Source organism: Brachybacterium sp. Marseille-Q7125, from assembly GCF_023062615.1.
Taxonomy (GTDB): domain Bacteria; phylum Actinomycetota; class Actinomycetes; order Actinomycetales; family Dermabacteraceae; genus Brachybacterium.
This window is the reverse complement of record NZ_JALLAL010000049.1, coordinates 1-22,413: the sequence shown is the minus strand read 5'-3', so window position 1 is coordinate 22,413 and position 22,413 is coordinate 1. Positions and strand designations below refer to the sequence as shown.

Annotated in this window: 19 protein-coding genes and 1 tRNA gene; 7 read left to right on the top strand and 13 right to left on the bottom strand. The window is 69.2% G+C overall.

From position 1 onward, the window contains the following. Nucleotides 1-259 precede the first annotated feature (259 nt). The 11 genes from MU407_RS11485 to MU407_RS11435 form a co-directional block, all read right to left on the bottom strand. Nucleotides 260-345: transfer RNA gene (locus MU407_RS11485), tRNA-Leu, on the bottom strand. A 91-nt stretch (nucleotides 346-436) separates the two neighbouring features. Beyond that, nucleotides 437-856: a hypothetical protein gene (locus MU407_RS11480; RefSeq protein ID WP_102236293.1), complete on the bottom strand. Its 420-nt coding sequence runs from the start codon at nucleotides 854-856 to the stop codon at nucleotides 437-439. A gap of 65 nt (nucleotides 857-921) precedes the next feature. Further along, the gene (locus MU407_RS11475; RefSeq protein WP_246957591.1) at nucleotides 922-1,827 is read right to left on the bottom strand and encodes a shikimate dehydrogenase; all 906 of its coding nucleotides are present in this window, start codon (nucleotides 1,825-1,827) and stop codon (nucleotides 922-924) included. Then, the gene (gene mltG, locus MU407_RS11470) at nucleotides 1,812-2,981 is read right to left on the bottom strand and encodes an endolytic transglycosylase MltG (RefSeq protein WP_246957588.1); all 1,170 of its coding nucleotides are present in this window, start codon (nucleotides 2,979-2,981) and stop codon (nucleotides 1,812-1,814) included. Before mltG ends, MU407_RS11475 begins: the two co-directional genes overlap by 16 nt. Beyond that, nucleotides 2,978-3,523: a Holliday junction resolvase RuvX gene (ruvX, locus tag MU407_RS11465; RefSeq protein ID WP_246957585.1), complete on the bottom strand. Its 546-nt coding sequence runs from the start codon at nucleotides 3,521-3,523 to the stop codon at nucleotides 2,978-2,980. The genes mltG and ruvX overlap by 4 nt, the downstream gene beginning before the upstream one ends. After that, nucleotides 3,520-6,219, bottom strand: a complete 2,700-nt coding sequence (alaS, locus tag MU407_RS11460) for an alanine--tRNA ligase (protein WP_246957582.1) — start codon at nucleotides 6,217-6,219, stop codon at nucleotides 3,520-3,522. Before alaS ends, ruvX begins: the two co-directional genes overlap by 4 nt. Before the next feature lie 148 nt (nucleotides 6,220-6,367). Then, nucleotides 6,368-6,994: a 30S ribosomal protein S4 gene (gene rpsD, locus MU407_RS11455; RefSeq protein WP_102236298.1), complete on the bottom strand. Its 627-nt coding sequence runs from the start codon at nucleotides 6,992-6,994 to the stop codon at nucleotides 6,368-6,370. Between the two features lie 176 nt (nucleotides 6,995-7,170). Beyond that, nucleotides 7,171-8,574, bottom strand: a complete 1,404-nt coding sequence (locus MU407_RS11450; protein ID WP_246957579.1) for a replication-associated recombination protein A — start codon at nucleotides 8,572-8,574, stop codon at nucleotides 7,171-7,173. 48 nt (nucleotides 8,575-8,622) lie between these two features. Then, nucleotides 8,623-9,729 (bottom strand): quinone-dependent dihydroorotate dehydrogenase, encoded by a 1,107-nt coding sequence (locus tag MU407_RS11445; RefSeq protein WP_246957576.1) that lies wholly within the window; start codon nucleotides 9,727-9,729, stop codon nucleotides 8,623-8,625. Between the two features lie 33 nt (nucleotides 9,730-9,762). Then, nucleotides 9,763-10,191: a hypothetical protein gene (locus tag MU407_RS11440; protein WP_246957573.1), complete on the bottom strand. Its 429-nt coding sequence runs from the start codon at nucleotides 10,189-10,191 to the stop codon at nucleotides 9,763-9,765. Beyond that, nucleotides 10,188-10,550 carry a hypothetical protein gene (locus tag MU407_RS11435; protein ID WP_246957571.1) on the bottom strand — a complete coding sequence of 121 codons (363 nt, stop codon included), beginning with the start codon at nucleotides 10,548-10,550 and terminating at the stop codon, nucleotides 10,188-10,190. Before MU407_RS11435 ends, MU407_RS11440 begins: the two co-directional genes overlap by 4 nt. A gap of 76 nt (nucleotides 10,551-10,626) precedes the next feature. On the opposite strand from MU407_RS11435, the gene MU407_RS11430 reads away from it, so the two are divergent. The 3 genes from MU407_RS11430 (at nucleotide 10,627) to sucB (ending at nucleotide 15,493) form a co-directional block, all read left to right on the top strand. After that, on the top strand, nucleotides 10,627-12,093 hold the full coding sequence (locus MU407_RS11430; RefSeq protein WP_246957569.1) for a leucyl aminopeptidase: 1,467 nt from the start codon (nucleotides 10,627-10,629) through the stop codon (nucleotides 12,091-12,093). A gap of 190 nt (nucleotides 12,094-12,283) precedes the next feature. Next, complete coding sequence (gene lpdA / locus MU407_RS11425) at nucleotides 12,284-13,687, top strand: dihydrolipoyl dehydrogenase (RefSeq protein WP_246957567.1); 1,404 nt, start codon at nucleotides 12,284-12,286, stop codon at nucleotides 13,685-13,687. Nucleotides 13,688-13,711: 24 nt separating this feature from the next. Then, nucleotides 13,712-15,493, top strand: coding sequence for a 2-oxoglutarate dehydrogenase, E2 component, dihydrolipoamide succinyltransferase (gene sucB / locus MU407_RS11420; RefSeq protein WP_246957594.1), 1,782 nt, complete (start codon nucleotides 13,712-13,714; stop codon nucleotides 15,491-15,493). Between the two features lie 99 nt (nucleotides 15,494-15,592). Here the strand turns inward: sucB and MU407_RS11415 are convergent, their stop codons facing one another. Then, complete coding sequence (locus tag MU407_RS11415) at nucleotides 15,593-16,849, bottom strand: hypothetical protein (protein WP_246957565.1); 1,257 nt, start codon at nucleotides 16,847-16,849, stop codon at nucleotides 15,593-15,595. Between the two features lie 80 nt (nucleotides 16,850-16,929). On the opposite strand from MU407_RS11415, the gene lipB reads away from it, so the two are divergent. The 3 genes from lipB to MU407_RS11400 all read left to right on the top strand — a co-directional run bounded on the left by lipB (nucleotide 16,930) and on the right by MU407_RS11400 (nucleotide 19,506). Then, entirely contained in the window at nucleotides 16,930-17,628 is a 699-nt protein-coding gene (lipB, locus tag MU407_RS11410) for a lipoyl(octanoyl) transferase LipB (protein ID WP_246957562.1), read from the top strand. A gap of 61 nt (nucleotides 17,629-17,689) precedes the next feature. Beyond that, complete coding sequence (gene lipA / locus MU407_RS11405; RefSeq protein WP_102236307.1) at nucleotides 17,690-18,712, top strand: lipoyl synthase; 1,023 nt, start codon at nucleotides 17,690-17,692, stop codon at nucleotides 18,710-18,712. A gap of 26 nt (nucleotides 18,713-18,738) precedes the next feature. Continuing rightward, nucleotides 18,739-19,506, top strand: coding sequence for a DUF4191 domain-containing protein (locus MU407_RS11400; RefSeq protein ID WP_246957559.1), 768 nt, complete (start codon nucleotides 18,739-18,741; stop codon nucleotides 19,504-19,506). A 79-nt stretch (nucleotides 19,507-19,585) separates the two neighbouring features. On the opposite strand, the gene MU407_RS11395 is transcribed toward MU407_RS11400, so the two are convergent. Next, nucleotides 19,586-20,020, bottom strand: a complete 435-nt coding sequence (locus tag MU407_RS11395; RefSeq protein WP_246957556.1) for an RDD family protein — start codon at nucleotides 20,018-20,020, stop codon at nucleotides 19,586-19,588. A 167-nt stretch (nucleotides 20,021-20,187) separates the two neighbouring features. Here MU407_RS11395 and glnA point away from each other — a divergent pair, with 167 nt between their 5' ends. Then, nucleotides 20,188-21,618, top strand: coding sequence for a type I glutamate--ammonia ligase (gene glnA, locus MU407_RS11390; protein WP_102236310.1), 1,431 nt, complete (start codon nucleotides 20,188-20,190; stop codon nucleotides 21,616-21,618). Nucleotides 21,619-22,413 lie beyond the last annotated feature (795 nt).

The following is a 22,413-nucleotide window of genomic DNA, read 5'->3' as shown; positions in this document are numbered from 1 at the left end:
GCAGACCCGAAACCCCAGCTCGGAACCCACTTCTCACCCGAAGACGGCAACAGCATCCGCCACGGCTGGGCCGGCCGACACCAGCCATGACACGCCCGGGCCATACACACATTTTGTCCTATAACCCTCAAGGGTGCTGAGGACCCCAGCCGTGGTACCAGCCCCAACGAAAAAGGCCCCGGTGATCACTCACCGGGGCCCTCTCCACGCGAAGGATGTCGCGGGACACCCGCGAACGATGTCGTGAGACATCACAACGTGTCCGAGGGGGGACTTGAACCCCCACGCCCTCAAGCGGGCACTAGCACCTCAAGCTAGCGCGTCTACCAATTCCGCCACCCGGACAGGTGGTCGCCATGACGACTCAGAAAGACTAGCACGCACCCGCGGTGGATCCGTACGGATCAGGCCTCTGCCAGGGCCGACGTGGCCACTATCACGCCGTGGTGGTCAGGGAGCGCACGCCCATCGCGTCATGCAGCAGCTCGAGCGCAGCACCGATCGCGGCGCATAGGCGTGCCGCCCCCTCAACGGCGGCGTGGGGCAGCTGTTCGGCGAGGTCCTGCAGGGCCGCGGCGGCCAAGGCCGTCATCGTGGGATCCAGATCCGCGCGCGCCTCGGCCTCCCAGCTGAGAACCTGTCCCAGCAGCTGCTCGAGCTCCTGTGCTGCGGCGTGGTGGCGCTGGCCCAGCAGATCCGTGCGGGCCCGGGCCGCCAGCGCGGTGCACTGGCGCAGCACATCCGTCGTATCCTCCGGCGCATCCTCCGGGGAGGCGGAATGTCGGGAGCCCTGCGGGGAAAGAATGGCGCGCTCACCCCGCGCCGTGCTGCTGCGCTCCCTCGTCGCCTCGCTCATGCTCCACGCTCCCTCGTGTACGGAAGCGGGGTCAGATGACCCCGCCCCGTTATTTTACCCACTCTTTACTGACCGGGGGCTGGGAACGCGCCGATCTCATTCCGGGCCGCGGCGAGCATCGCCGCCACGGGTGCCTCGGGCACTGCGAGCATGCTGCGAACCTGCTGGCCGGCCTGGTGGGCGAGCATCTCCAGCCCATCGGCCACCTCAGCCCCATCAGCGCTGAGCAATCCCGCAATCGGCGCCGGCCACGGATCATAGAGCACATCCAGCAGCACTCCCGGCACGTCACGGGCCGCGAGACCTCCCCAGCGCTCCGCGACGGCACGTGCCCCCGGAGCGGCCAGGGCCGAGATGAGAATGTCCGCACCGAGCAGCGCCTCACTGCGATCGAACGGCACCATCTCCACCGTGATCCCGGCACCCTCGGCCAGCTGCTCCAGCGGCGTGAGCTTCTCCGGGCTGCGGGCGCTCAGCAGCACTTCCTGCACCCCGAGCTGCGCGAGCGCCGCGACCGCGCACAGGGCCGTCGCCCCGGAGCCGAGCACCGCACCCGTGCCACCGCCTGTCGCGCCGTGGTCCCGCAGCGCCGCGACGATCCCGTGCACGTCATGGTTCTCCGCCCGCCAGCTGCCATCGCCGTGACGCAGCAGGGTGTTCGCCACCCCCAGCAGCTCCGCTGTCGCATCCCGCCGAGCGGCCAGGGCGAAGGCTTCCGGTTTGCCGGGCATCGTCACCGACAGGCCCTGCAGCCCCTCCCCCACGTCGGAGCAAAGAAAATCAGCGAGCTGCCTCGCAGGCACGTCGTACCGGTCGTACACGGCATCCGTGATGCCGAGCTCGGCGTAGGCGGCCCGGTGCATGACCGGGGACAGGGAATGGCCGACGGGGCTGCCCACCACGGCAAAGCGCCGCACGGGCCCATCGGCCCCGCCGTGCCGCGGTGGGCCCGATGTCAGGAGTTCGCCCACTCCTGCCACTCCTTCACATTCTTCTCGTGCTGTTTCCATGTCTCGGCGAACTTCGTCTCGCCGGTGTCGGTGTTCACCGTCACGAAGTAGAGCCAGTCGCCCTTGGGCGGGTCGATCGTCGCATCCAGAGCCTTCGCCCCCGGGGCGGCGATCGGGCCGGGCGGCAGACCGGTGTTGACGTACGTGTTGTACGGGTCGTCGGTCTTGCGCTCCTTATCGGTGGTGCCCACCGAAGCGGACTTGCCGGTCACGTAATGGACGGTCGAATCGAACTGCAGCGGCATCGGCGAGCCCTTGGCTTCGCCCTTGCCGTCCAGGCGGTTCAGGATGGTGCGGACCACCTTGCCGTAGTCGTCCTCATCGCGCACCTCCATCTCCGCGAGCGACGCCAGGGTCAGGTGGCGGTGCCAGTCCTCCTGCGCGATGTCCCGGCTCGTCAGCTCCTTCTCCATGGGCTCCCACATCATCTGGATGATGTCCTCAGCGGTCGCATCCTCCGGGATGTCGTAGCGGCCGGGCCACAGGTAGCCCTCCAGGCTCTTGGCCTCGTTCTCGGGGATGCCGTAGGAGGTGTAGTCCTTGGCGGCCTGCTCGAAGTCCTCGACCTCGAGATCGGTCTCCTCGGCGAGGCGCTCCCAGATCTGGGTGAGTCGCAGACCCTCGGGGATGATCACTCGGTACCCGGCGAGGTTCGCGGGATCCAGCAGCGCATCCAGGGCATCGGCGGACGTCATCTGGGACTTGAGACGGTAGATGCCGGGCTCGATGTTGCTGGCGTCCGGGGTGGAGGAGAAGATCGTGATGAACGGGCCGGTGGACTTGATGACGTCCTGCTCCACGAGGGTGGCGGCGATATCGCTGCCGGTATCGCCCTGGGCGACCTCGACGATCACCTCACCGCTGCCGGGGCCCGGGTAATCCTGGGCCTCCTGCTCCACGTTCACGTTGGAGGTGACCCACTGATAGCCCCGGTAGCCGCCATAGCCCAGCGCGGCGACGACCACGAGGACCAGCAGCAGCGGCAGCACGCTGAGCAGTCCCCCGCCCTGGCGGCGGCGACCGCGACGTTTTCCACGCCGACGTCCGCGGCCCGCGGGGGCCTCGTCCTGCTCGCGCGCGAGCTCCTCGAACGAGAGGTCCTCGTCCTCGCTCATGCGTCCTCCTTCTGGTCCGCCCCCGATGCGGGGGTCTGCTCGTCACCGGCGGGATCCACCAGCTCGCCGGCGCGCATGCCGGTGGCTCGCTCGGTGTCCAGCGCCTGCTGGAGGATCATCACAGCCGCGACCTGATCGACGACCTGACGATGCCTGCGTCCCTTCCGCCCTGAGGAATGCAACGCCTTGTGGGCTGAGACGGTGGTGAGGCGCTCATCGATCAGACGCACCTCACTGCCCTCAGCAGCGGTACCCAGTGCGGTCACGAGCTCCTCGGCGAAGTCGCGGGCCTTATGGGCTGCGGGGCCCTCGCCGCCGCTCAGCGACCGCGGGAGCCCCACCATGATGACATGGGCGCCGCTTTCACTGGCCTCGGCGACCACCCGCGTCACCGCCTGCTCGCGGGGAACCGTCTCCACGGGGGTGGCGATCATGCCGTCAAGGTCGCTGCGGGCAAGACCCACCCGCACATCACCGACGTCCACGCCGAGCCGCACCCCGCGGGGCAGGCCCTCCCCTGCGGCACCGGTGGCGAGGGTCACGACGGCTGCTCCGCGGTGACGGCGCCGCGCACGGCCTCCAGGGCCGCGTCGATCCGCTGCGGGTCACCGCCACCACCCTGGGCCATGTCCGGCTTGCCGCCGCCGCGGCCGCCCATCGCCTCAGCGCCGCCCTTCAGCAGGGCACCGGCCGCGAGCCCCGCCTCGCGGGCCGCAGCGTTCGTCGCCACCACGAGCGCGGCACGCCCGTTCTCGTGCCCGGCCACGGCCACGACGACGGGCTGATCCTCGCCGAGGCGGGAGCGCAGGTCCTGGGTGAGGGTGCGCAGATCCCCTGCGCCGATGCCCTCGCCGGCGTCGTGGGCGAGCACCCGCACACCAGCGATGTCCTGGGCGGACTCGGCGATCTGACCGGCCTGGGCCTGGAGCTGCTGGCCGCGCAGGGCGGTCAGCTGCTTCTCCATGTCTTTGACCCGCTGGGTGAGGGCTCGCACGCGCTCGGGCAGGTTCTCACCGGTGGTCTTCAGCATCTCCTCGAGCTGGGAGACCAGCGCCCGCTCCTTGGCCTGGTGGCGGTAGGCGGACAGCCCCACGAGGGCATCGACGCGCCGCACCCCGGAGCCGATGGAGGATTCGCTGAGCAGCTGGATGGTGCCGATGCGGCCGGTGTCGGGCACATGGGTGCCGCCGCACAGCTCCTGCGACCAGTCCCCGCCGATGGAGACCACGCGCACGATGTCGCCGTACTTCTCGCCGAACAGGGCCTGAGCGCCGAGGGCCTTCGCCTCCTCCAGCGGCATCTGCTCGTCAGTGACTGCAAGGCCCAGCTGCAGCTGGGAGTTCACGCGGCCTTCGACGTACTCCAGGGCGCTGGGAGACAGCGCGCTCGGGGAGCGGAAATCGAAGCGCATGCGGCCCGGGGAGTTCTCCGAACCGGCCTGCGCGGCCTCCTCCCCCACTTCCTCGAGCAGGGCCTGGTGGACCATGTGGGTGGCCGTATGGGCGCGGGCGATGGCCTCCCGGCGCTCCCGGTCGATGCTGGCCACCGCACCGTCCCCGGCATGGATCTCGCCCTCGACCAGGCGTCCGCGGTGCACGATCAGCCCGGTGACGGGGGTCTGCACATCATCGACCTCCACCAGCGCTCCGCCGGTGGTGGTGATCTGGCCCTGATCGGCGAGCTGCCCGCCGGCCTCCGCGTAGAACGGGGTTTCGGCGAGGATCACCTCGATGTCCGCCGGGGCGGTGACCGCATCGACGATCTGCCCGTCCTGCAGCACGGTGCCGACGGTCGTCGTGACCGTGTGCTCGGTGTAGCCCAGGAACGGGGTGCGGCCATCCTGCGCGCCGAGGATCCGGTTGTACACGGCGGTGTCGCTGTGCCCGCCCTTCTTCGCGGCGGCATCGGCGCGGGCACGCTCGCGCTGCTCGGTCATCGCCGCACGGAACCCCTGTTCATCGACCGCGAGCCCTACTTCGTGCGCCATCTCGAGGGTGAGGTCGATGGGGAAGCCATAGGTGTCATGCAGGCGGAAGGCGTCTTGTCCGGACACGGATGTGCCCTGCTCCTTCGCGGCCGCGGAGATCTGATCGAAGATCGCGGTGCCGGTCTCGAGGGTGCGGCGGAAGGCCTCTTCCTCGGCGTGCATGATCTCGGAGATGCGCACGGCGTCGGTCTGAAGCACCGGGTAGGTCTCTGCCATGGCCGCCTGGGAGACGGGCAGCAGCTGGGGCAGGCACGGCTTGTCGTAGCCCAGCAGGCGCATGGAGCGCACAGCGCGGCGGATCAGGCGGCGCAGCACGTAGCCGCGGCCCTCGTTGCCGGGGCGCACCCCGTCGGCCACGAGCATCATCGCGGAGCGGACATGGTCGGCGACCACGCGGAAGCGCACATCGTCCTCACCGCCGGTGCCGTAGGTGCGGCCGGTGAGCTCCTGGGCCTTGGCGATGACGGGGAAGACCTGGTCGGTCTCGTACATGTTCTGCTTACCCTGCAGCAGGTAGGCCAGGCGCTCCACGCCCAGGCCCGTGTCGATCGACTTCTGCTCGAGCTCGCCGAGCAGCGGGAAGTCCTTGCCGGAGCCTTCGCCGCGCAGGTATTCGTCGAACACGAGGTTCCAGATCTCGAGGTACCGGTCCGAGGCCTCTTCGCTGGGCCACTCGGCAGCGGGGCCGCCGACCTGCTCGGGGCCGTACTCGGGGCCGCGGTCGTAGTGCCATTCGGCGCAGGGGCCGGCGGGACCGGGCTGGCCGGTGGACCAGAAGATCTCCTCGCGCGGCAGCAGGACGATGCGCTCGGCGGGGATCCCCACCTCCTGGGTGAGGATCTCCAGCGCCTCGCTGTCCTCCTCCCAAATGGTCACCCACATCCGGTCGCCCTCGAGGCCGTACCCGCCCTCGTCGATCGACGTGGTCAGCAGCTCCCAGGCGAATTCGATCGCCCCGCGCTTGTGGTAGTCACCGAAGGAGAAGTTCCCGGCCATCTGGAAGAAGGTGCCGTGACGGGTGGTGCGGCCGACGTTCTCGATGTCATTGGTGCGGATGCACTTCTGCACGGTGGCGATCCGCGAGTGCGGAGCCTGCTGCGTGCCCACGATGTAGGGGATGAACGGCACCATCCCGGCCACGGTGAACAGGATCGACGGGTCGGAGGACACCAGCGAGGTGCTGGGCTGGATGGTGTGCTGCTTGCGCTCGAAGAACTCGAGGAAACGGCGGGAGATCTCGGCGGCGCGCATCGGCGTGGCGTCCTTCCTGGGAATCCGGGTGGTGCGGGGCTTCCGGTCTGTTCTGCCCGGGCTGCGGGCAGCCGGTGCTGCGGACACGAAGGCCCCGGTCAGGGTACCGGAGCACACCTGCCGGGGCCGTCGTGGCGCGAGGAGTGGATCAGCGCGCGTAGTACTCGACGACGAGCTGGACGTCGCAGGTCACAGGCACGTCAGCGCGCTTGGGGCGCGAGGTGAGCTGGGCCTTCAGCTCGGACAGCTCCACGGTCAGGTACGACGGAGTCGCAGCCAGGACGTCGGAGTTGCCGCCCTCCGCAGCGATCTGGAAGGTCTCCATCGCCTGGGACTTGGGCTTGATCTGGATGGTCTGGCCCGGCGTCACGCGGTAGGACGGGCGGTCCACCAGCTTGCCGTCAACCAGCACGTGGCGGTGGGTGACAGCCTGGCGGGCCTGCAGGATGGTGCGGGCGAAACCGGCGCGCAGCACGAGCGCGTCCAGCCGCATCTCCAGCAGCTCGACCATGCTCTCACCGGTCAGACCCGGCTGCTTCTTGGCATCGAGGTAGATGCTGTGCAGCTGCTTCTCGCGCAGGGCGTACTGCGCGCGCAGACGCTGCTTCTCCTTCAGACGCACCGCGTAGTCGGACTCGGTGCGGCGGCGGGCACGGCCGTGCTCGCCCGGGGGGTACGGGCGCTTCTCGAAGTACTTGACGGACTTCGGGGTCAGCGGGAGCCCAAGGGCTCGGGACAGACGCGCCTGGCGGCGCGCACGGGTGACGTTGGTCACGAGGTATACCTCTTGTTCGCGTGTGGTGAATCCAGTCATGCAGCCGCGGATTCAGCGTCCCAGGTTAGCGCAGCGGGTGCGGTCGGTCCATGGCCGACGGGGCTGGCCACATGCGAAACCCTGTGGAGTGCCCCACACCGTCGGGCCGTGAGGCGCGGGCTCGGACTGGCGCCCGCTCAGCGGGGTGGCTGCTCCTTGGGCCGCTCAGGGCCGGAGTCACCCGGGCGCACAATGCGGCGCAGCGCCTCGACCCGGCGCGACGTGATCTCCTCCCGCCCATGGGTGGTGGGGTGGTAGTAATCGGTGCCCACCAGGTCATCGGGAGCGTACTGCTGGGCGACCACCCCGTGCGGGTGATCGTGCGCGTAGCGGTAGCCCTCCCCGTGGCCCAGGCTCTTCGCTCCGGAGTAGTGGGCATCGCGCAGATGGGCGGGCACGCCCTGGCCCTTTCCGGCGCGCACATCCGCGATCGCCGCATCCAGCGCCTTGTAGGAGGCGTTGGATTTCGGAGCGGTGGCGATGTGCACCACCGCCTGAGCGAGGGGGATGCGGCCCTCGGGCATGCCGAGCATCTGCACCGCCTGCATCGCCGCGACCGCGACCTGCAGCGCCGACGGGTCAGCCATGCTGACCTCCTCGCTCGCGGCGATCACCACGCGGCGGGCGATGAACCGCGGATCCTCTCCTGCCTCGATCATGCGGGCCAGGTAATGCAGGGCGGCGTCCACATCGCTGCCCCGCATCGACTTGATGAAGGCACTGGTGACGTCATAGTGCTGGTCCCCGGCGCGGTCGTAGCGCAGCGCAGCACGGTTCACGGCCTGCGCGAGGGTTGCGGCATCGACCTCATCGACTCCCTTCATGAGGGCAGCCGCCGCCGCGGCCTCCAGGGAGGTGAGGATCTTGCGGGCATCCCCGCCGCCGAGCCGCAGCAGAGCCTCGCGCGCGTCATCGGCGAGGGTGAGCGCACCGCCGAGCCCGCGCTCCTCGGTGAGGGCCCGGTCGATGAGTGTGTCGAGGTCCTTGCGCTCCAGCGGCTCCAAGGTCAGGACGATCGACCGTGACAGCAGCGGGGAGATCACCGAGAAGTACGGGTTCTCGGTGGTGGCGGCGACGAGCGTGACCCAGCGGTTCTCGACACTGGGCAGCAGCGCGTCCTGCTGGGATTTGGAGAAGCGGTGGACCTCATCGACGAACAGGACCGTCTCCCGGCCGACGGTGCGCAGGCGGGTACGGGCGCGGTCCACGACGTCGCGGATCTCCTTGACGCCGGCGAGCACCGCGGACACCTCGACGAACTCACGATCCCCGGACTGGGCGACGACATAGGCGAGCGTGGTCTTGCCGGTGCCAGGCGGGCCCCAGAGGATCACGGAGCTCGGGGCGGTGCGGTCATCATCGGTGGCGACCAGGCGGCGCAGCGGGCTGCCGGGCTCGAGGGCGGCATGCTGGCCGACGACCTCATCGAGGCTGCGCGGCCGCATCCGCACCGCTAGCGGCGCCCGATGATCGCGGTTCCCCTCCGACAGGGTGCGCGGCGCCGGCGCGTCACCGCCCAGCGAAAAGAGGTCCTCGTCCATCCCTCCAGCTTAGGCCGGGAGGTTGAGAGCGATCCGCAGGAGCAGGCCTCAGGCGTCGCCGCGGAGCTCGTGGGCGATGCGACCGGGCCAGGCGGGGCCGTGGTAGATCATCGCGGTGTAGCCCTGGACCAGGTCCGCACCGGCGGCAAGGCGCTCGCGCACCTGCGCGGCAGTCTCCACTCCCCCGGCGCTGATCACGGTCGCGTCCTCCGGCAGGACCTGGCGCAGCAGGCGCAGTACCTCCATCGACCGCTCAGCGAGGATCGGCCCCGAGAGCCCGCCCGCTCCGATCTGCTCGACCTTCTCCCGCGGCGTACGCAGCGTCTGTGGTCGGGCGATCGTGGTGTTGGTCGCGATGACGCCGGCGAGCCCCTCGTCGACCGCGAGCCGGGCGACCGCGTCGACGTCGTCATCGTGCAGATCCGGGGCGATCTTCACGAGCACGGGCACGGCCCGGCCGAGCCGGCGCTCAGAGGCCTCGGCTTCCTCCCGCACTGCCTGCAGGATCGGGGCGAGCATCTGCACGGATTGCAGATCTCGCAGCCCCGGGGTGTTGGGGCTCGAGACGTTGATGGCGAGGTAGCTCGCATACGGCGCCACCAGGTTCGCGGAGAAGCGGTAGTCCTCCGCGGCATCTGCGAGGGGCGTCACCTTCGATTTGCCGATGTTCACGCCGATCACGGCGCGCTGGCCGCGTTCGGTCGAGCGGGTTCTGGCCAGTCGCTGCGCGAGGGCTCGGGCCCCGCGGTTGTTGAAGCCCATGCGGTTGATCAGGGCACGGTCGGACACCAGGCGGAAGCTGCGCGGGCGCGGATTGCCCGGCTGCGGCTTGGCGGTGACGGTGCCGACCTCCACATGCCCGTAGCCGAGATCCAGCAGCGCCAGAGCCACCTCGCCGTCCTTGTCGAATCCGGCCGCGAGCCCCAGAGGGCTCGGGTGGGTGAGGCCGAGCGCCTGCCAGGTGCGGCTTTCGGTGCCCGGTGCCGGGGTGCCGAACAGGGCCCGCAGCGCCGCGGGACCGCCCGGCATGGCGTGCGCGGTGTGCAGGGCGCGCACGGTCATGTGGTGGGCCTGCTCCGGGTCCGTGCGGGTCAGGACGTGGCGGAACAGGGCGGGATACAGCCCTGAGGTGGGCGCGGTGTCATCGGCGTTCACGTCGGCCACGGTACGACGTCGGACTGCTGACATTCAGGCCCTGTGTCCCCGCCTGCCGCTCAGCATCATGTAGGCGAGTGCCACCACCGGCAGGGCGAGCGGCACGAAACCGTAGCCCTTGCCGTAGACGCTCCACACGGTGTCATCGGGGAACAGCTGCGGATCCACCAGGCTGAGCGTCCCGACCACCACCACACCGATCAGCTCGATGACGCACAGCACCTGAGCGGTCCGTGAGCGTCTCCCACCCCGGATCAGGGCGATGGTGACTGCTATGTAGGTCAGGGCTGCCAGCAGCGAGAGCAGGTAGGCGAGCGGCGCGAAGGAGAAGTCCCGCAGCATCTGCACGAGCGAGCGCGCGGTCGCGGACAGGGCGAAGATCGCATAGACCGCGATGAGGACGATCTCGGCACCGCGGCTTCGGCGTGGCCGGTCGCTGCGGGATGGGGCTGAACGGTTCATCCCAGCAGCCCCGGCCAGATCTGACCCAGCCGGACCAGCAGCACGATGTCCACCAGTGCGGCGACGGCGATCACGACACTCCCCCAGCGAGTGCGCTCGAACAGCCCCGCCCAGGCACCGCCGATCACCAGCAGAACCGCGGTCAGCAGGTACCCGTACAGGGTGATCGGCTCCGGTGGGGTGTCGCCGCCGACGTCCCGCACGAGCACAGCGATCGCGAAGACCACCCAGGCCAGCGCCAGCAGCGCGGCCGCGCCCAGCAGGACGAGGTCCGCGGCGAGATCCTTCACCGCGTACAGCAGGCCGAGGCCGCTGGTGAGCACCGCCAGCACCACCACGGCGATGCTCAGCACCGTCATCGATCCGTCTCCTTCCCGCACCGCGTACGGCGCGGCTTTGTGCGAGCTGTTCTCACATCGCCCCTACGATAGAGGCATGTCCATGATCACTCTGACCGACACGTCCCTGTCCGACGTCAGCACCGATGTGCTGATTCTCCCGCTGGTGGCCGGCGCCGATGACGCCCCGGCGACCGTGCCGGGCTCCCCCGAGCTCTCCGAGGCGATCGCCGCGCTGGAGCCCTCCGCGAGCCGCGGCGATCTGCTGCGCATCCCGTCCGCCTCCCTCGTGGCGGCGAAGTCCGTGCTCCTGGTGGGCGTGGGCGAGAAGGAGCTCAGCGCCGTCGAGGCCGAGGATCTGCGCCTGGCCTTCGGTGCTGCGACCCGCTCCCTCGCCGGCACGACCTCCGCAGCGATCGCTCTGCCCGGCGGTTCCGCCGAGCAGCTTGCCGCCGCTCTCGAGGGTGCGGCGCTGGGCGCCTATGCCTTCACCGCCCACAAGACCGGCACCGGGGACAAGGCCCCGAAGGCCCCGCTGGCCGAGATCCATGTCGTGACCGATGGTGAGACCTCCCTCGAGACCGCTGTGCAGCGCGCCGAGGTGCTGGCCGATGTCGTCACCATCGTCCGCGACCTCGTGAACACCCCGCCGAACCTGCTGTACCCGGCGGAGTTCGCGCGCCGCGCCGAGGAGCATGTCAAGGACCTGCCCATCGAGGTGACGGTCCTGGATGAGAAGCAGCTCGCCGAAGGCGGCTACGGCGGCATCGTCGGCGTTGGCCAGGGCTCCACCCGCCCGCCCCGACTGGTCAAGCTCGAGTACGCGCCCACCGGTGCTACTCGCTCCGTGTCCCTCGTGGGCAAGGGCATCACCTTCGACACCGGCGGCATCTCGCTCAAGCCTGCCGCGGGCATGGATGACATGACCTCCGATATGACCGGTGCGGCGACCGTGCTGGGCGCCACGGTCGGCGCCGCGAAGCTGGGCCTGGACGTGCGGGTCACCACCTTCCTGGCGCTCGCCGAGAACATGCCCGGCGGCGGTGCGCAGCGCCCCGGTGACGTGGTCACCATTCGCAACGGCATGACCGTCGAGGTGCTCAACACCGACGCTGAGGGCCGCATGGTCATGGCCGACGCCCTGGTGGACGCCGCCGCAACCGAGCCCGACCTGCTGATGGACGTCGCCACCCTGACCGGCGCGGCTGTGGTGGCCCTCGGCACCCGCACCGCAGGCGTGATGGGCTGCGAGGACGCCCGCGAGAAGGTGCTGGCCGCCGCTCGCACCTCCGGCGAACCGTTCTGGCCGCTGCCGTTCCCCAGCGAGCTGCGCGCCGACCTCACCGGCCGCGTCGCGGATCTGCGCAACATCGGCGAGCGTCCCGGCGGCGCCCTGTCCGCCGGGATCTTCCTCAAGGAGTTCGTCGGCGAGACCCAGTGGGCGCACATCGACATCGCCGGTCCCGCCTTCACCGCCAAACCGCTGGGCTACATGGGCAAGGGCGCCACGGGCATGTCCACCCGCACCGTCCTGCAGGTGATCGAGGACATGGCCGGGAAGTGAACCGCGCGACCCTTGACGTCCGGACGGCGAGACCCGAAATGAGCGAGAGCCCACATCGGCGCTGACCGATCGACTGGCCGGACGTGGCGGCGTCGCCTGGTGCCCTAGCATGGGGTGCGCAGGCGGCGCCGTCGGTCATTCCCGGCCCCAGGTCGCCGCGGAGACAACGCACACACCGAGGAGCTCACAGGTGGCGGATACATCCACTGACCAGTACGACGTCGTGATCCTGGGAGGTGGCAGCGGCGGCTACGCAGCCGCGCTGCGAGGCGCCCAGCTCGGCCTGAAGATCGCCCTCGTGGAGAAGGACAAGCTGGGCGGCACCTGCCTGCACCGCGGCTGCGTCCCCACCAAGGCGCTGCTGCACGTGGCGGAGCTGGCCGATGCCCCCAAGGAAGCCGCTGCGGCCGGCGTGGACCTGACCCTGGCCGGCATCGATGCCGGCAAGGTGCTCGCCTTCAAGGACAAGATCATCGGCCGCCTCTACAAGGGCCTGCAGGGCCTGGTGAAGGCCCGCAAGGTCGACTACGTCGAAGGCTTCGGCAAGCTCACCGCCAAGAACACCGTCACGGTGGAGACCGAGTCCGGCTCCCGCACCCTGACCGGCAAGAACGTCATCCTCGCCTCCGGTTCGTTCTCCAAGACGATTCCGGGCATCGAGCTGGGCGGGCGCTTCCTCGACTCCGAGGCGGCGCTGCAGCTGCCCGAGATTCCCAAGAACCCGATCATCCTGGGCGGCGGCGTCATCGGCGTCGAGTTCGCCTCGGTGTGGAAGTCCCTGGGCGCCGAGTCGGTCACCATCATCGAGGGCCTGCCCCACCTGGTCGCCAACGAGGACGAGGCCCTCTCGAAGGCTCTCGAGCGCGCGTTCAAGAAGCGCGGCATCACCTTCTCCCTCGGGGTGTTCACCGAGAAGGCCGAGCAGACCGACAACGGCGTGAAGGTCACCCTCGCGGACGGCAAGGAGTTCGAGGGCGACTACCTGCTCGTGGCCGTGGGCCGCGGCCCGAACACCAAGGACATGGGCTACGAGGAGCAGGGCATCGAGATGGATCGCGGCTTCGTGCTGGCGAACCCCGAGACCCTGGAGACCAACGTGCCCGGCGTCTACGCCGTCGGCGACATCGTCCCCGGTCTGCAGCTGGCTCACCGCGGCTTCGCCCATGGCATCTTCGTGGCCGAGCGCATCGCGGGCCTGAACCCCGCGCCGATCGTCGAGTCCGGGATCGAGCGCATCACCTACTGCGAGCCCGAGCTGGGCTCCGTGGGCCTGAGCGAGAAGCAGGCCAAGGAGCAGCTGGGCGAGGACAAGGTCGAGGCCTACGAGTACAACCTCGGCGGCAACGGCAAGTCCCAGATCCTGGGCACCACCGGTTTCATCAAGCTGGTGCGCGAGAAGGACGGCCCGATCATCGGCGTCCACATGTTCGGCAGCCGCACCTCCGAGCTGATGGGAGAGGCCCTGCTGATCGTCAACTGGGAGGCTTACCCCGAGGATGTCGCCTCCCTCATCCACGGCCACCCCTCGCAGCATGAGGCGCTCGGCGAGGCCGCCCTGGCCCTTGCCGGCAAGCCCCTGCACGCCCACGCCTGAGCCACTCCAGAAGGAGAGATGAACATGTCCGAAACCGTGAAGATGCCGGCTCTCGGTGAGTCCGTCACCGAGGGCACCGTCACCCGCTGGCTGAAGTCCGTCGGCGACACCGTCGAGGTGGACGAGCCGCTGCTCGAGGTCTCCACCGACAAGGTGGACACCGAGATTCCGTCCCCCGTGGCGGGCACCATTGAGAAGATCCTGGTCGAGGAGGACGAAGACGCCGAGGTCGGCGCCGACCTCGTCATCATCGGCGACGGCTCCGGCTCCGAGGACTCCGGGTCCGATGACTCCGGTGCCGATCAGAGCGAGGAGAAGGGCGAGGATCTCGCCGACGACGAGACCACCGCCCCCTCCACGGCGCAGGAGACCCCGGCTGGCGAGGCGGAGAAGCCCGCCGAGGCTGAGCAGGACTCCTCCGGTGGCACCGCGGAGGGCCAGGAGGTCACGATGCCGGCGCTCGGCGAGTCCGTGACCGCGGGCACCGTGACCCGCTGGCTCAAGGAGGTCGGCGAGGAGGTCGAGGTCGACGAGCCGCTGCTCGAGGTCTCCACCGACAAGGTCGACACCGAGATCCCCTCCCCCGTGGCCGGCACCCTGCTGGAGATCAAGGTCGGCGAGGACGAGGACGCCGAGGTCGGCGCGGTCCTGGCGATCGTCGGCTCCGGTGATGCCGCTGCGGCGACGCCGGCCGACGACTCCTCTGAGAAGGCGGCCGAGGAGCCCACGCAGGAGGAGAAGCCGAAGCAGGAGGAGAAGCCGAAGCAGGAGGAGAAGGCTGAACAGGCCGAGGCCCCTGCGAAGGAGGAGAAGAAGCAGGAGCAGAGCGCCCCGGCCCCGCAGGCCGCGGACTCCGTTTCCGGCGCCGAGTCCTCCGGCTACGTCACCCCGCTGGTGCGCAAGATGGCCGCCGATGCCGGCGTGGACCTCTCCTCCGTGAAGGGCACCGGGCTGGGCGGTCGCATCCGCAAGCAGGACGTCCAGGAGGCGATCGACGCCCAGAAGTCTGCGACCGAGGCGCCCGCCGCGGCCCCGTCCCAGGCTCCGGCCGCCGCTGCGAAGGCCGCGCCGAAGGTCGAGGTGTCCTCCAAGCGGGGCACCGAGGAGAAGATGCCGCGCATCCGCAAGGTCATCGGCCAGCGGATGGTGGAGTCCCTGCACGGCATGGCGCAGCTGACCACCGCGGTCGAGGTGGACCTCACCCGCATCGCGAAGCTGCGTGCCCGTGCTAAGGAGGATTTCGCGGCCCGGGAGGGTGCGAAGCTCACCTACCTGCCGTTCCTCATGATGGCGGCGGTGGAGGCGCTCAAGGTCTACCCGCAGCTGAACTCCACCATCGAGGGCGACAAGATCGTGTACCACGGCGCCGAGCACATCGGCATGGCCGCGGATACCGAGCGTGGCCTGGTGGTGCCGGTCATCAAGAACGCCGGCGACCTGAACCTGGCGGGCCTGGCCCGGCAGATCGGCGACCTCGGTGCGAAGGCGAAGGGCAACAAGCTCGTGCCGGATGACCTGCAGGGTGCGACCTTCACCATCACCAACACCGGCTCCGGCGGTGCGCTGTGGGACACCCCCATCGTGCCCGCCCCGCAGGTGGGCATCCTTGGCACCGGCACCATCACCAAGCGTCCCGCGGTGGTGCAGAACGCCGAGGGTGATGACACCATCGCTATCCGCTCGATGATGTACCTGTTCCTCTCCTACGACCACCGCATGGTCGACGGCGGCGACGCCGCCCGCTTCCTCACCTACATGAAGAAGCGTCTCGAGGAGGGCGCGTTCGAGGCAGAGCTCGGTCTCTGAGCCACGCTGACCCGCGCATCAACGTCGCGCCGCCCTTGAGGCGGTGAGACCACACCCGAGAGGGCCCCGGCACCGCATCGGTGCCGGGGCCCTCTGCGCTCAGGAACTCGCGGGGCTGACCTCCACGATCCGCCACTGATCGTGATCCCATATGAGCTCGATCCATACCGACGCAGGCTGCGTCGCCGGGACGATCGTCTCGTCATCGGTGCCCGTGGTGACCGTGTGCTCCTCGGTCGAGGTCACCGCGGCGATGACCGCCCGCCCCTGGGCATCCGGGGCCTGGATCAGCTCCGCCTGATGGATCACCGGGCCACCGCCCCGCACCGTCGCTCCCTGGTAGGCGGTGCGCACCGCCTCGTCGTCGGAGGCAGCCACCGACCCCGGCAGCGCCGGTGAGACGTCCGCCAGACCGGTGACGTAGGCGTGACGTGCTCCCGCGAGCTCCGCCGTCAGGGCCCACGGGTCGTCGATCGCCGGCACGGGCTCAGCATCCGGCGTTGTTGCGCCGCGCGAGGCCGGGGCCGGAGGCGCTGCGATGCTCACAACCGGATCTCGCAGGACCCACCAGGTGCCACCCCCGGCCACAGCCAGGGCGAGCACCACAAGGGCGGACAGCACAGCGGTGCGGCGATGAACCGGGTCTGCGAGGACACGCCGCACCGTCGCCGTGGCACCGCTGCCCGTGCGTTGCGCGCTGCGTGAGGCCGTGCGGGGCTGCGGGAGCGGACGGAGCTGGGACTCCTCCCCGGGATCAGCATCGGACTGCTGCTGATGTGGTGCTTCTGGTATCGGTGCGACCAGCACATCAGGATCGGGCCCGCGGTCGTGGATGCGGCGCCGCAGGGTCCGGTCCTGATCCCCGAGGACGCTGTCGATCCAGTGTCGATCCTCCACCTGCGCCCGCACGGACGAGGATTCCCGCAGGCCGCGTAGATCGGTGACGAGAACGCTCCCCTGGGCCCGGGCCCCAATCCCGCCGCCCGGGGCGGCGCCGAGCACCCAGCCGCGCTCATGCAGCGCCTCAAGCAGCTCCTCGAGCTCCGCGCGGATCTGCCGAGAGGCCTCCCGCTCCGCGGTCGCGGGATCTGCGGCCGCGGCAACCCGACGGCCCTGGCGGCGCCGCAGCGGTGGAGCGGTCTCGCGTATGTACCCGTCGGCCTCGACCTCGAGCACGCACGGGGCGGCGTTGATTCCGGCGACCTCGAGGGCTGCCAGCAGCGTCTGCTCCGCCCGGACGGCGCGCTCCCCCGCTGGTGCTGTGGCGCGCACCCGCAGGGCGCGCTCGCGCCCCGGCGGACCGATCAGCTCCTCGCTGCGCTCCGTCGCCCCTGACATCCCGTGTCTGTGCTCCATGTGCCCAGTGTGCGCCCGGGACTCCGGACAGCCCCTCGGTCATCCACAATCCGCAGGTCGCAGCGATGTAGCCTGGGTCGGTGCTCGATGTAATCCGCCTTGGTTTCAGCGACCAGATCCCCGGCGGGGATCGCCACGAGGAGTTCTCGCTCCCGCCCGGCCCCGTGGACTACCGCACCGCCTGGGACATCCAGCGGCGCCTGCACGCCGAGGTCGTCGCCGGGGAGCGGCCGGACACGCTGCTGCTGCTCGAACATCAACCGGTGTACACCGCCGGGAAGCTCACCGCCGATCATGAACGTCCCCGCGATGGCGCGGAGGTGGTGGACATCGACCGCGGCGGCAAGCTCACCTGGCACGGACCGCAGCAGCTGGTCGGCTACCCGATCGTGAAGCTGCCGGTGCCGATCGACGTCGTCGGCTTCGTGCGCGCCATCGAGCAGACCATCATCGGTGTCTGCAGCGATCTGGGGCTGCAGACCTGTGCGGTCGAAGGGCGCAGCGGCGTGTGGGTGCGCCGTCCGGGTGAGGAGGACCGAAAGGTCTGCGCGATCGGGCTGCGCGTATCCAAACGCGCCACGATGCATGGGTTCGCCTTGAACTGCGCCAATGATCTCTCGTGGGCCAGCAATGTGATCCCCTGCGGGATCGATGACGCGGGAGTGACCTCCCTCAGCCAGGAGCTTGGACGGCGCGTGCCCGTCGCCGCCGTGATCGACCCGGTGGCCGCCGCGATGACGGATCTCGTGGCGCACCGCACCTCGCAGCGGGCTTCCTGAGCAGCCCCATCGGCCCGTTCATCTATAGACTCATAGAATCCAGCAGTGAGGAGGCTCCAGGGTGACCATCGCCCCCGAAGGACGTCGCATGATGCGCATCGAGGCCCGCAATGCCGCGGTGCCGATCGAGCGCAAGCCGGAGTGGATCAAGACCCGCGCCGTCATGGGTCCGGAGTACAGCGCCATGAAGAAGCGGGTGCACGGCCAGGGCCTGCACACCGTCTGCGAGGAAGCCGGCTGCCCCAACATCTTCGAATGCTGGGAGGACCGCGAGGCCACGTTCCTCATCGGCGGGGACACCTGTACGCGCCGCTGCGACTTCTGCAACATCGCCACCGGCAAGCCGCAGCCCGTGGATCCGATGGAGCCGTTCAAGGTGGCCCAGCAGGTCAAGGAGATGGGCCTGCGCTACTCCACCATCACCGGTGTGGCGCGCGATGACCTGGCCGATGGTGCCGCGGGCCTGTTCGCGAAGACCTGCGAGCAGATCCACGCGATGAACCCCGGCACCGGGGTCGAGCTGCTGATCGATGACATCAAGGGCGACGGCGAGGCGCTCGAGCAGGTGTTCGCCGCGCAGCCCGAGGTGTTCGCCCACAACCTCGAGACCGTCCCGCGGATCTTCAAGCGGATCCGCCCCGCCTTCCGCTACGAGCGGTCGCTGGACGTGATCACGATGGGCAAGGACGCCGGGATGATCACCAAGTCCAACCTGATCCTGGGCATGGGTGAGACCACCGAGGAGATCCTCGAGTCGCTGCAGCGTCTGCACGATGCAGGCTGCGACATCATCACGATCACCCAGTACATGCGGCCCTCGAAGCTCCACCATCCGATCGACCGCTGGGTCAAGCCGCAGGAGTTCGTGGAGCTGTCCGAGGCCGCTCAGGAGATGGGTTTCCTGGCCGTCATGGCGGGGCCGATGGTGCGCTCCTCCTACCGGGCCGGGAAGCTGTGGGCGCAGGCCATGCGCAAGCTGGGCCGGGAGATCCCCGAGAATTTGCGCCACCTCGACTCCGATCAGCCCGCTCGGCAGGAGGCGGCCGCCGTGGTCGCCCGCCAGAACCAGTCCCAGGCGTCCTGACGCCCGCCCGCCCTCGAGAGGACCCCATGGCCCGCCGCTCCCCCAGCACGCCCGCGAAGGGCTCCGCGAAGACCACGAAGAACGCTGCGAAGACGTCCACGGACGGCCAGAAGAAGCCCGGTCGCTTCAAGCAGATCATCGAGGTCTTCAAGTACACGCAGGAGATGGATCGCTCCACCCTGCCGATGATGCTGCTGGCGATGGCCGCATCGATCGCCGTGGGCCTGCTGGTCACCTGGCTGGTGTTCAACAGCCCCTGGTACGGCGTCTTCATGGGACTGATGGTGGGTCTGCTGATCGCGATGCTGATCCTGGCCCGCAAGGCCGAACGCGCCGCCTTCGCCCGCATCAAGGGGCAGCCCGGCGCGGCGCTCGCGGCGATGCAGTCCATCCGGCGCGGGTGGAACGTCGAGGACGAGCCGGTGCAGATCGATCCGCGCTCGCAGAAGATGCTCTTCCGTGCTTCCGGCCGGTCGGGCGTGGCGATCGTGGCGGAGGATTCCTCCGCGATCTCTATGCGGCTGCTGGAGAAGGAGCGGCGCGCGATCCGACGCGTGCTGCAGCATGACAGCGTGCCGGTGCACCAGATCGTGGTGGGCGACGGCGATGGCGAGGTGCCGCTGCACAAGCTGCCCAGCTACATGCAGCGCATGAAGAAGCCGCTGACCAAGAGCGAGGGAGCGGCGGTCTCGCAGCGGCTGAATGTTCTGCATCGCTCGCTGCGCCAGTCCATGCCCAAGGGCATCGATCCGATGCGCGCCCGCCTCAACCGCAAGGCGATGCGCGGACGCTGAGACGCCGCCGGGGCGCGGGCAGCAGAGCTGGTGGGAAGCGTCGGGCTGCAGACCCGGTGGGGAGCAGAGCCCTTTGGGTTCAGATCCGGACGGCGGCGGTACCGGCGACCACATCCTGCAGGGGCTGCGCATCACGGTTGTAGACCACAGCCGGCAGCAGGAGGAGCATCAGCGTAGTGCGCACCGTGGCGCGCAGCAGCATCGGGGAGCGCCCGCGCACCGGCACCACCTTCACGCGCGTGATGAACTGCCCGGGGGTCGCCCCGAACAGCGTCAGGAACAGCACGTTGATCACGGCGAACAGCACCAGGTCTGCGAGGGCGACGCCGTCGAAGACGAGCGCGGAGATCCCCAGGCACAGCGCCCAGTCCAGGACCAGCGCCAGCGGGCGACGCCAGAACGGGGCCACCGACCCCGATCCGGTGGCGGGCAGCCCGAGCGCGGAGCCCTTGACGTAGCCCTCCTCGCCGGGAGCGCCATCCATCCACGAGCCCAGGTCCTTGCGATCGATCACCCTGGCACCCTATCTGGCTGACCTGGACATTTCGCGCCGTGCTCGGAGAGCGTGTGGCGGCTCTAAAATGGATTCACCCGTCGGCTCGGCGCGCGTCGGCCGCGGGGACCCGCCCTACGGGGTGACGATCTGGACGACACGCGCCCGACGGCGCGGATGGAGGAGCCGTGTTCAACAACCCCAGCGAGGTCGTGAAGTACATCGAGGAAGAGGGTGTCGAGTTCGTCGACATCCGATTCTGCGACCTGCCCGGCGTCATGCAGCACTTCAATGTGCCCGCTGCGACGTTCGACGAGGAGGCCATCAGCACCGGTCAGCTCTTCGACGGCTCCTCGATCCGTGGCTTCCAGGCCATCCACGAGTCCGATATGAAGCTGATCCCGGATCTGTCCACCGCCTACGTGGACCCCTACCGGGCGCGCAAGACCCTCATCATCAACTTCTCGATCGTCGATCCCTTCACGGACGAGCCCTATTCGCGTGATCCCCGCACGGTGGCACAGAAGGCCCAGGAATACCTGAGCTCCACCGGGATCGCGGACACCGCGTTCTTCGCGGCGGAGGCGGAGTTCTACATCTTCGACGATGTGCGTTTCAAGAGCGGCATCAACTCCGGCTTCTACACGATCGACTCCGATGAGGCGGCGTGGAACACCGACCGTGATGAGTCCGAGTACGGCGGCAACCAGGGCTACAAGACGCGGGTCAAGGGCGGCTACTTCCCCGTCCCCCCGACCGATCAGATGGCGGATCTGCGCGATGAGATCTGCGCGGTGCTCAACCAGGTGGGGCTGGAGGTGGAGCGGGCGCACCACGAGGTGGGCACTGCCGGCCAGCAAGAGATCAACTACCGTTTCAACACGCTGCTGAACGCCGCCGATGACGTCATGAAGTTCAAGTACATCGTGAAGAACACGGTGTGGGAGGCGGGTAAGACCGCGACGTTCATGCCCAAGCCTCTGTTCGGCGACAACGGCTCGGGGATGCACACCCACCAGTCGCTGTGGAAGGACGGCGAGCCGCTGTTCTACGACGAGCGCGGCTACGGCGGGCTCTCAGACATCGCGCGCTGGTACATCGGCGGCATCATCGAGCACTCCCCCGCACTGACCGCGTTCACCAACCCCACGGTGAACTCCTTCAAGCGGCTCGTGCCGGGCTTCGAGGCGCCGGTCAACATGGTGTACTCGGCCCGGAACCGCTCGGCTGCGATCCGCATTCCTGTCACGGGCTCCTCGCCGAAGGCCAAGCGCATCGAGTTCCGCACCCCGGACCCGTCGGCGAACCCCTACCTGTCCTTCGCGGCGCAGCTCATGGCCGGGATCGACGGGATCCGCAACCGCATCGAGCCGCCGGAGCCGATCGACAAGGACCTGTATGAGCTGCCGCCGGAGGAGCATGCGGAGATCTGCCAGATCCCGTCCTCGCTCGAGGCGGCGCTGGATGCGCTCGAGGAGGATCATGACTTCCTCACCGAGGGCGATGTGTTCCCCGAGGACCTCATTGCGACGTGGATCGAGCTGAAGCGCACCACGGAGATCGACCCGTTCCGCTTCCGCCCCCACCCGCACGAGTTCGAGCTCTACTACGACATCTGAGATGTGTGCGCAGGTCAGGGGTGCTTCCTGGCCTGGCGGTCCGCGCGACGTCCGCATCCCCGGCACGCATCGACGCTCCGGTGAGCCCGCCCGCACCCACTGGTGCGGGCGGGCTCCCGCAATGCCGGAGGCACGTCGCCTGATCCGCTCAGGCGCTGACCACCTGGGCGAGGAATCGGTTGTCATGCGCCTGCTCAGCAAAGCGCTCGGACTGTGCTGTCCACGTGGGGCACCAGTGCCCTGCGCCGACCACGAGATACGGCGAGGCGGTGAAACGGTGTCCGTCGGCGCACTCCCATTCCACCGGCGTGCGTGAGGTGCCCGGCGCAACCTCGCCGAGGAGGCGGCCCCCGCGGTACGCCGCGGCGCTCTCACACAGCGCGGCATCCCAGGCACTCTCGGGGACGGACTCGTCAAAGACGTGGTCGAGCGGCGCACCGATCTCGCGGCTCGGCGCTGCGGCACGGTATTCGTCCCAGCCGCGCTGACGACGGAACGCTTCGAGGGATCCGAAATGGGCGCGGATCGCCGCTCGAGCTCATCGGAGTCTGCGAACCACATGCCGTGGAAGCTCTGCAGTGCGGACCATTCGCGGCGGAACCAGGTGCGCACATCTCGCACCCCGATGTCCCGCGTCAGACTGTGTGGCAGAGTCCGTTAGTTGCGGGTGTCAAGCCCCGGGTTTGGTGGAGGCTGGGTTATCTGGCGTTCAGGGGTTCGGGGGCGGGTTCTGACGAGCTGGTGAGGGTCTCTCGGTGCGCGGTCCGGTAGGCCTGGGGAGTCAGGCCTTCCAGT

Bases quoted from the DNA above. Each gene is read 5' to 3' on its own strand.
- MU407_RS11400 (WP_246957559.1), top strand. From the start codon at position 18,739: ATGGCCCGCCGCTCCCCCAGCACGCCCGCGAAGGGCTCCGCGAAGACC.
- MU407_RS11450 (WP_246957579.1), bottom strand. From the start codon at position 8,574: ATGGACGAGGACCTCTTTTCGCTGGGCGGTGACGCGCCGGCGCCGCGC.
- MU407_RS11440 (WP_246957573.1), bottom strand. From the start codon at position 10,191: ATGAACCGTTCAGCCCCATCCCGCAGCGACCGGCCACGCCGAAGCCGC.
- MU407_RS11480 (WP_102236293.1), bottom strand. From the start codon at position 856: ATGAGCGAGGCGACGAGGGAGCGCAGCAGCACGGCGCGGGGTGAGCGC.
- MU407_RS11435 (WP_246957571.1), bottom strand. From the start codon at position 10,550: ATGACGGTGCTGAGCATCGCCGTGGTGGTGCTGGCGGTGCTCACCAGC.
- mltG (WP_246957588.1), bottom strand. From the start codon at position 2,981: ATGAGCGAGGACGAGGACCTCTCGTTCGAGGAGCTCGCGCGCGAGCAG.
- MU407_RS11415 (WP_246957565.1), bottom strand. From the start codon at position 16,849: ATGGAGCACAGACACGGGATGTCAGGGGCGACGGAGCGCAGCGAGGAG.
- alaS (WP_246957582.1), bottom strand. From the start codon at position 6,219: ATGCGCGCCGCCGAGATCTCCCGCCGTTTCCTCGAGTTCTTCGAGCGC.
- sucB (WP_246957594.1), top strand. From the start codon at position 13,712: ATGTCCGAAACCGTGAAGATGCCGGCTCTCGGTGAGTCCGTCACCGAG.
- MU407_RS11430 (WP_246957569.1), top strand. From the start codon at position 10,627: ATGTCCATGATCACTCTGACCGACACGTCCCTGTCCGACGTCAGCACC.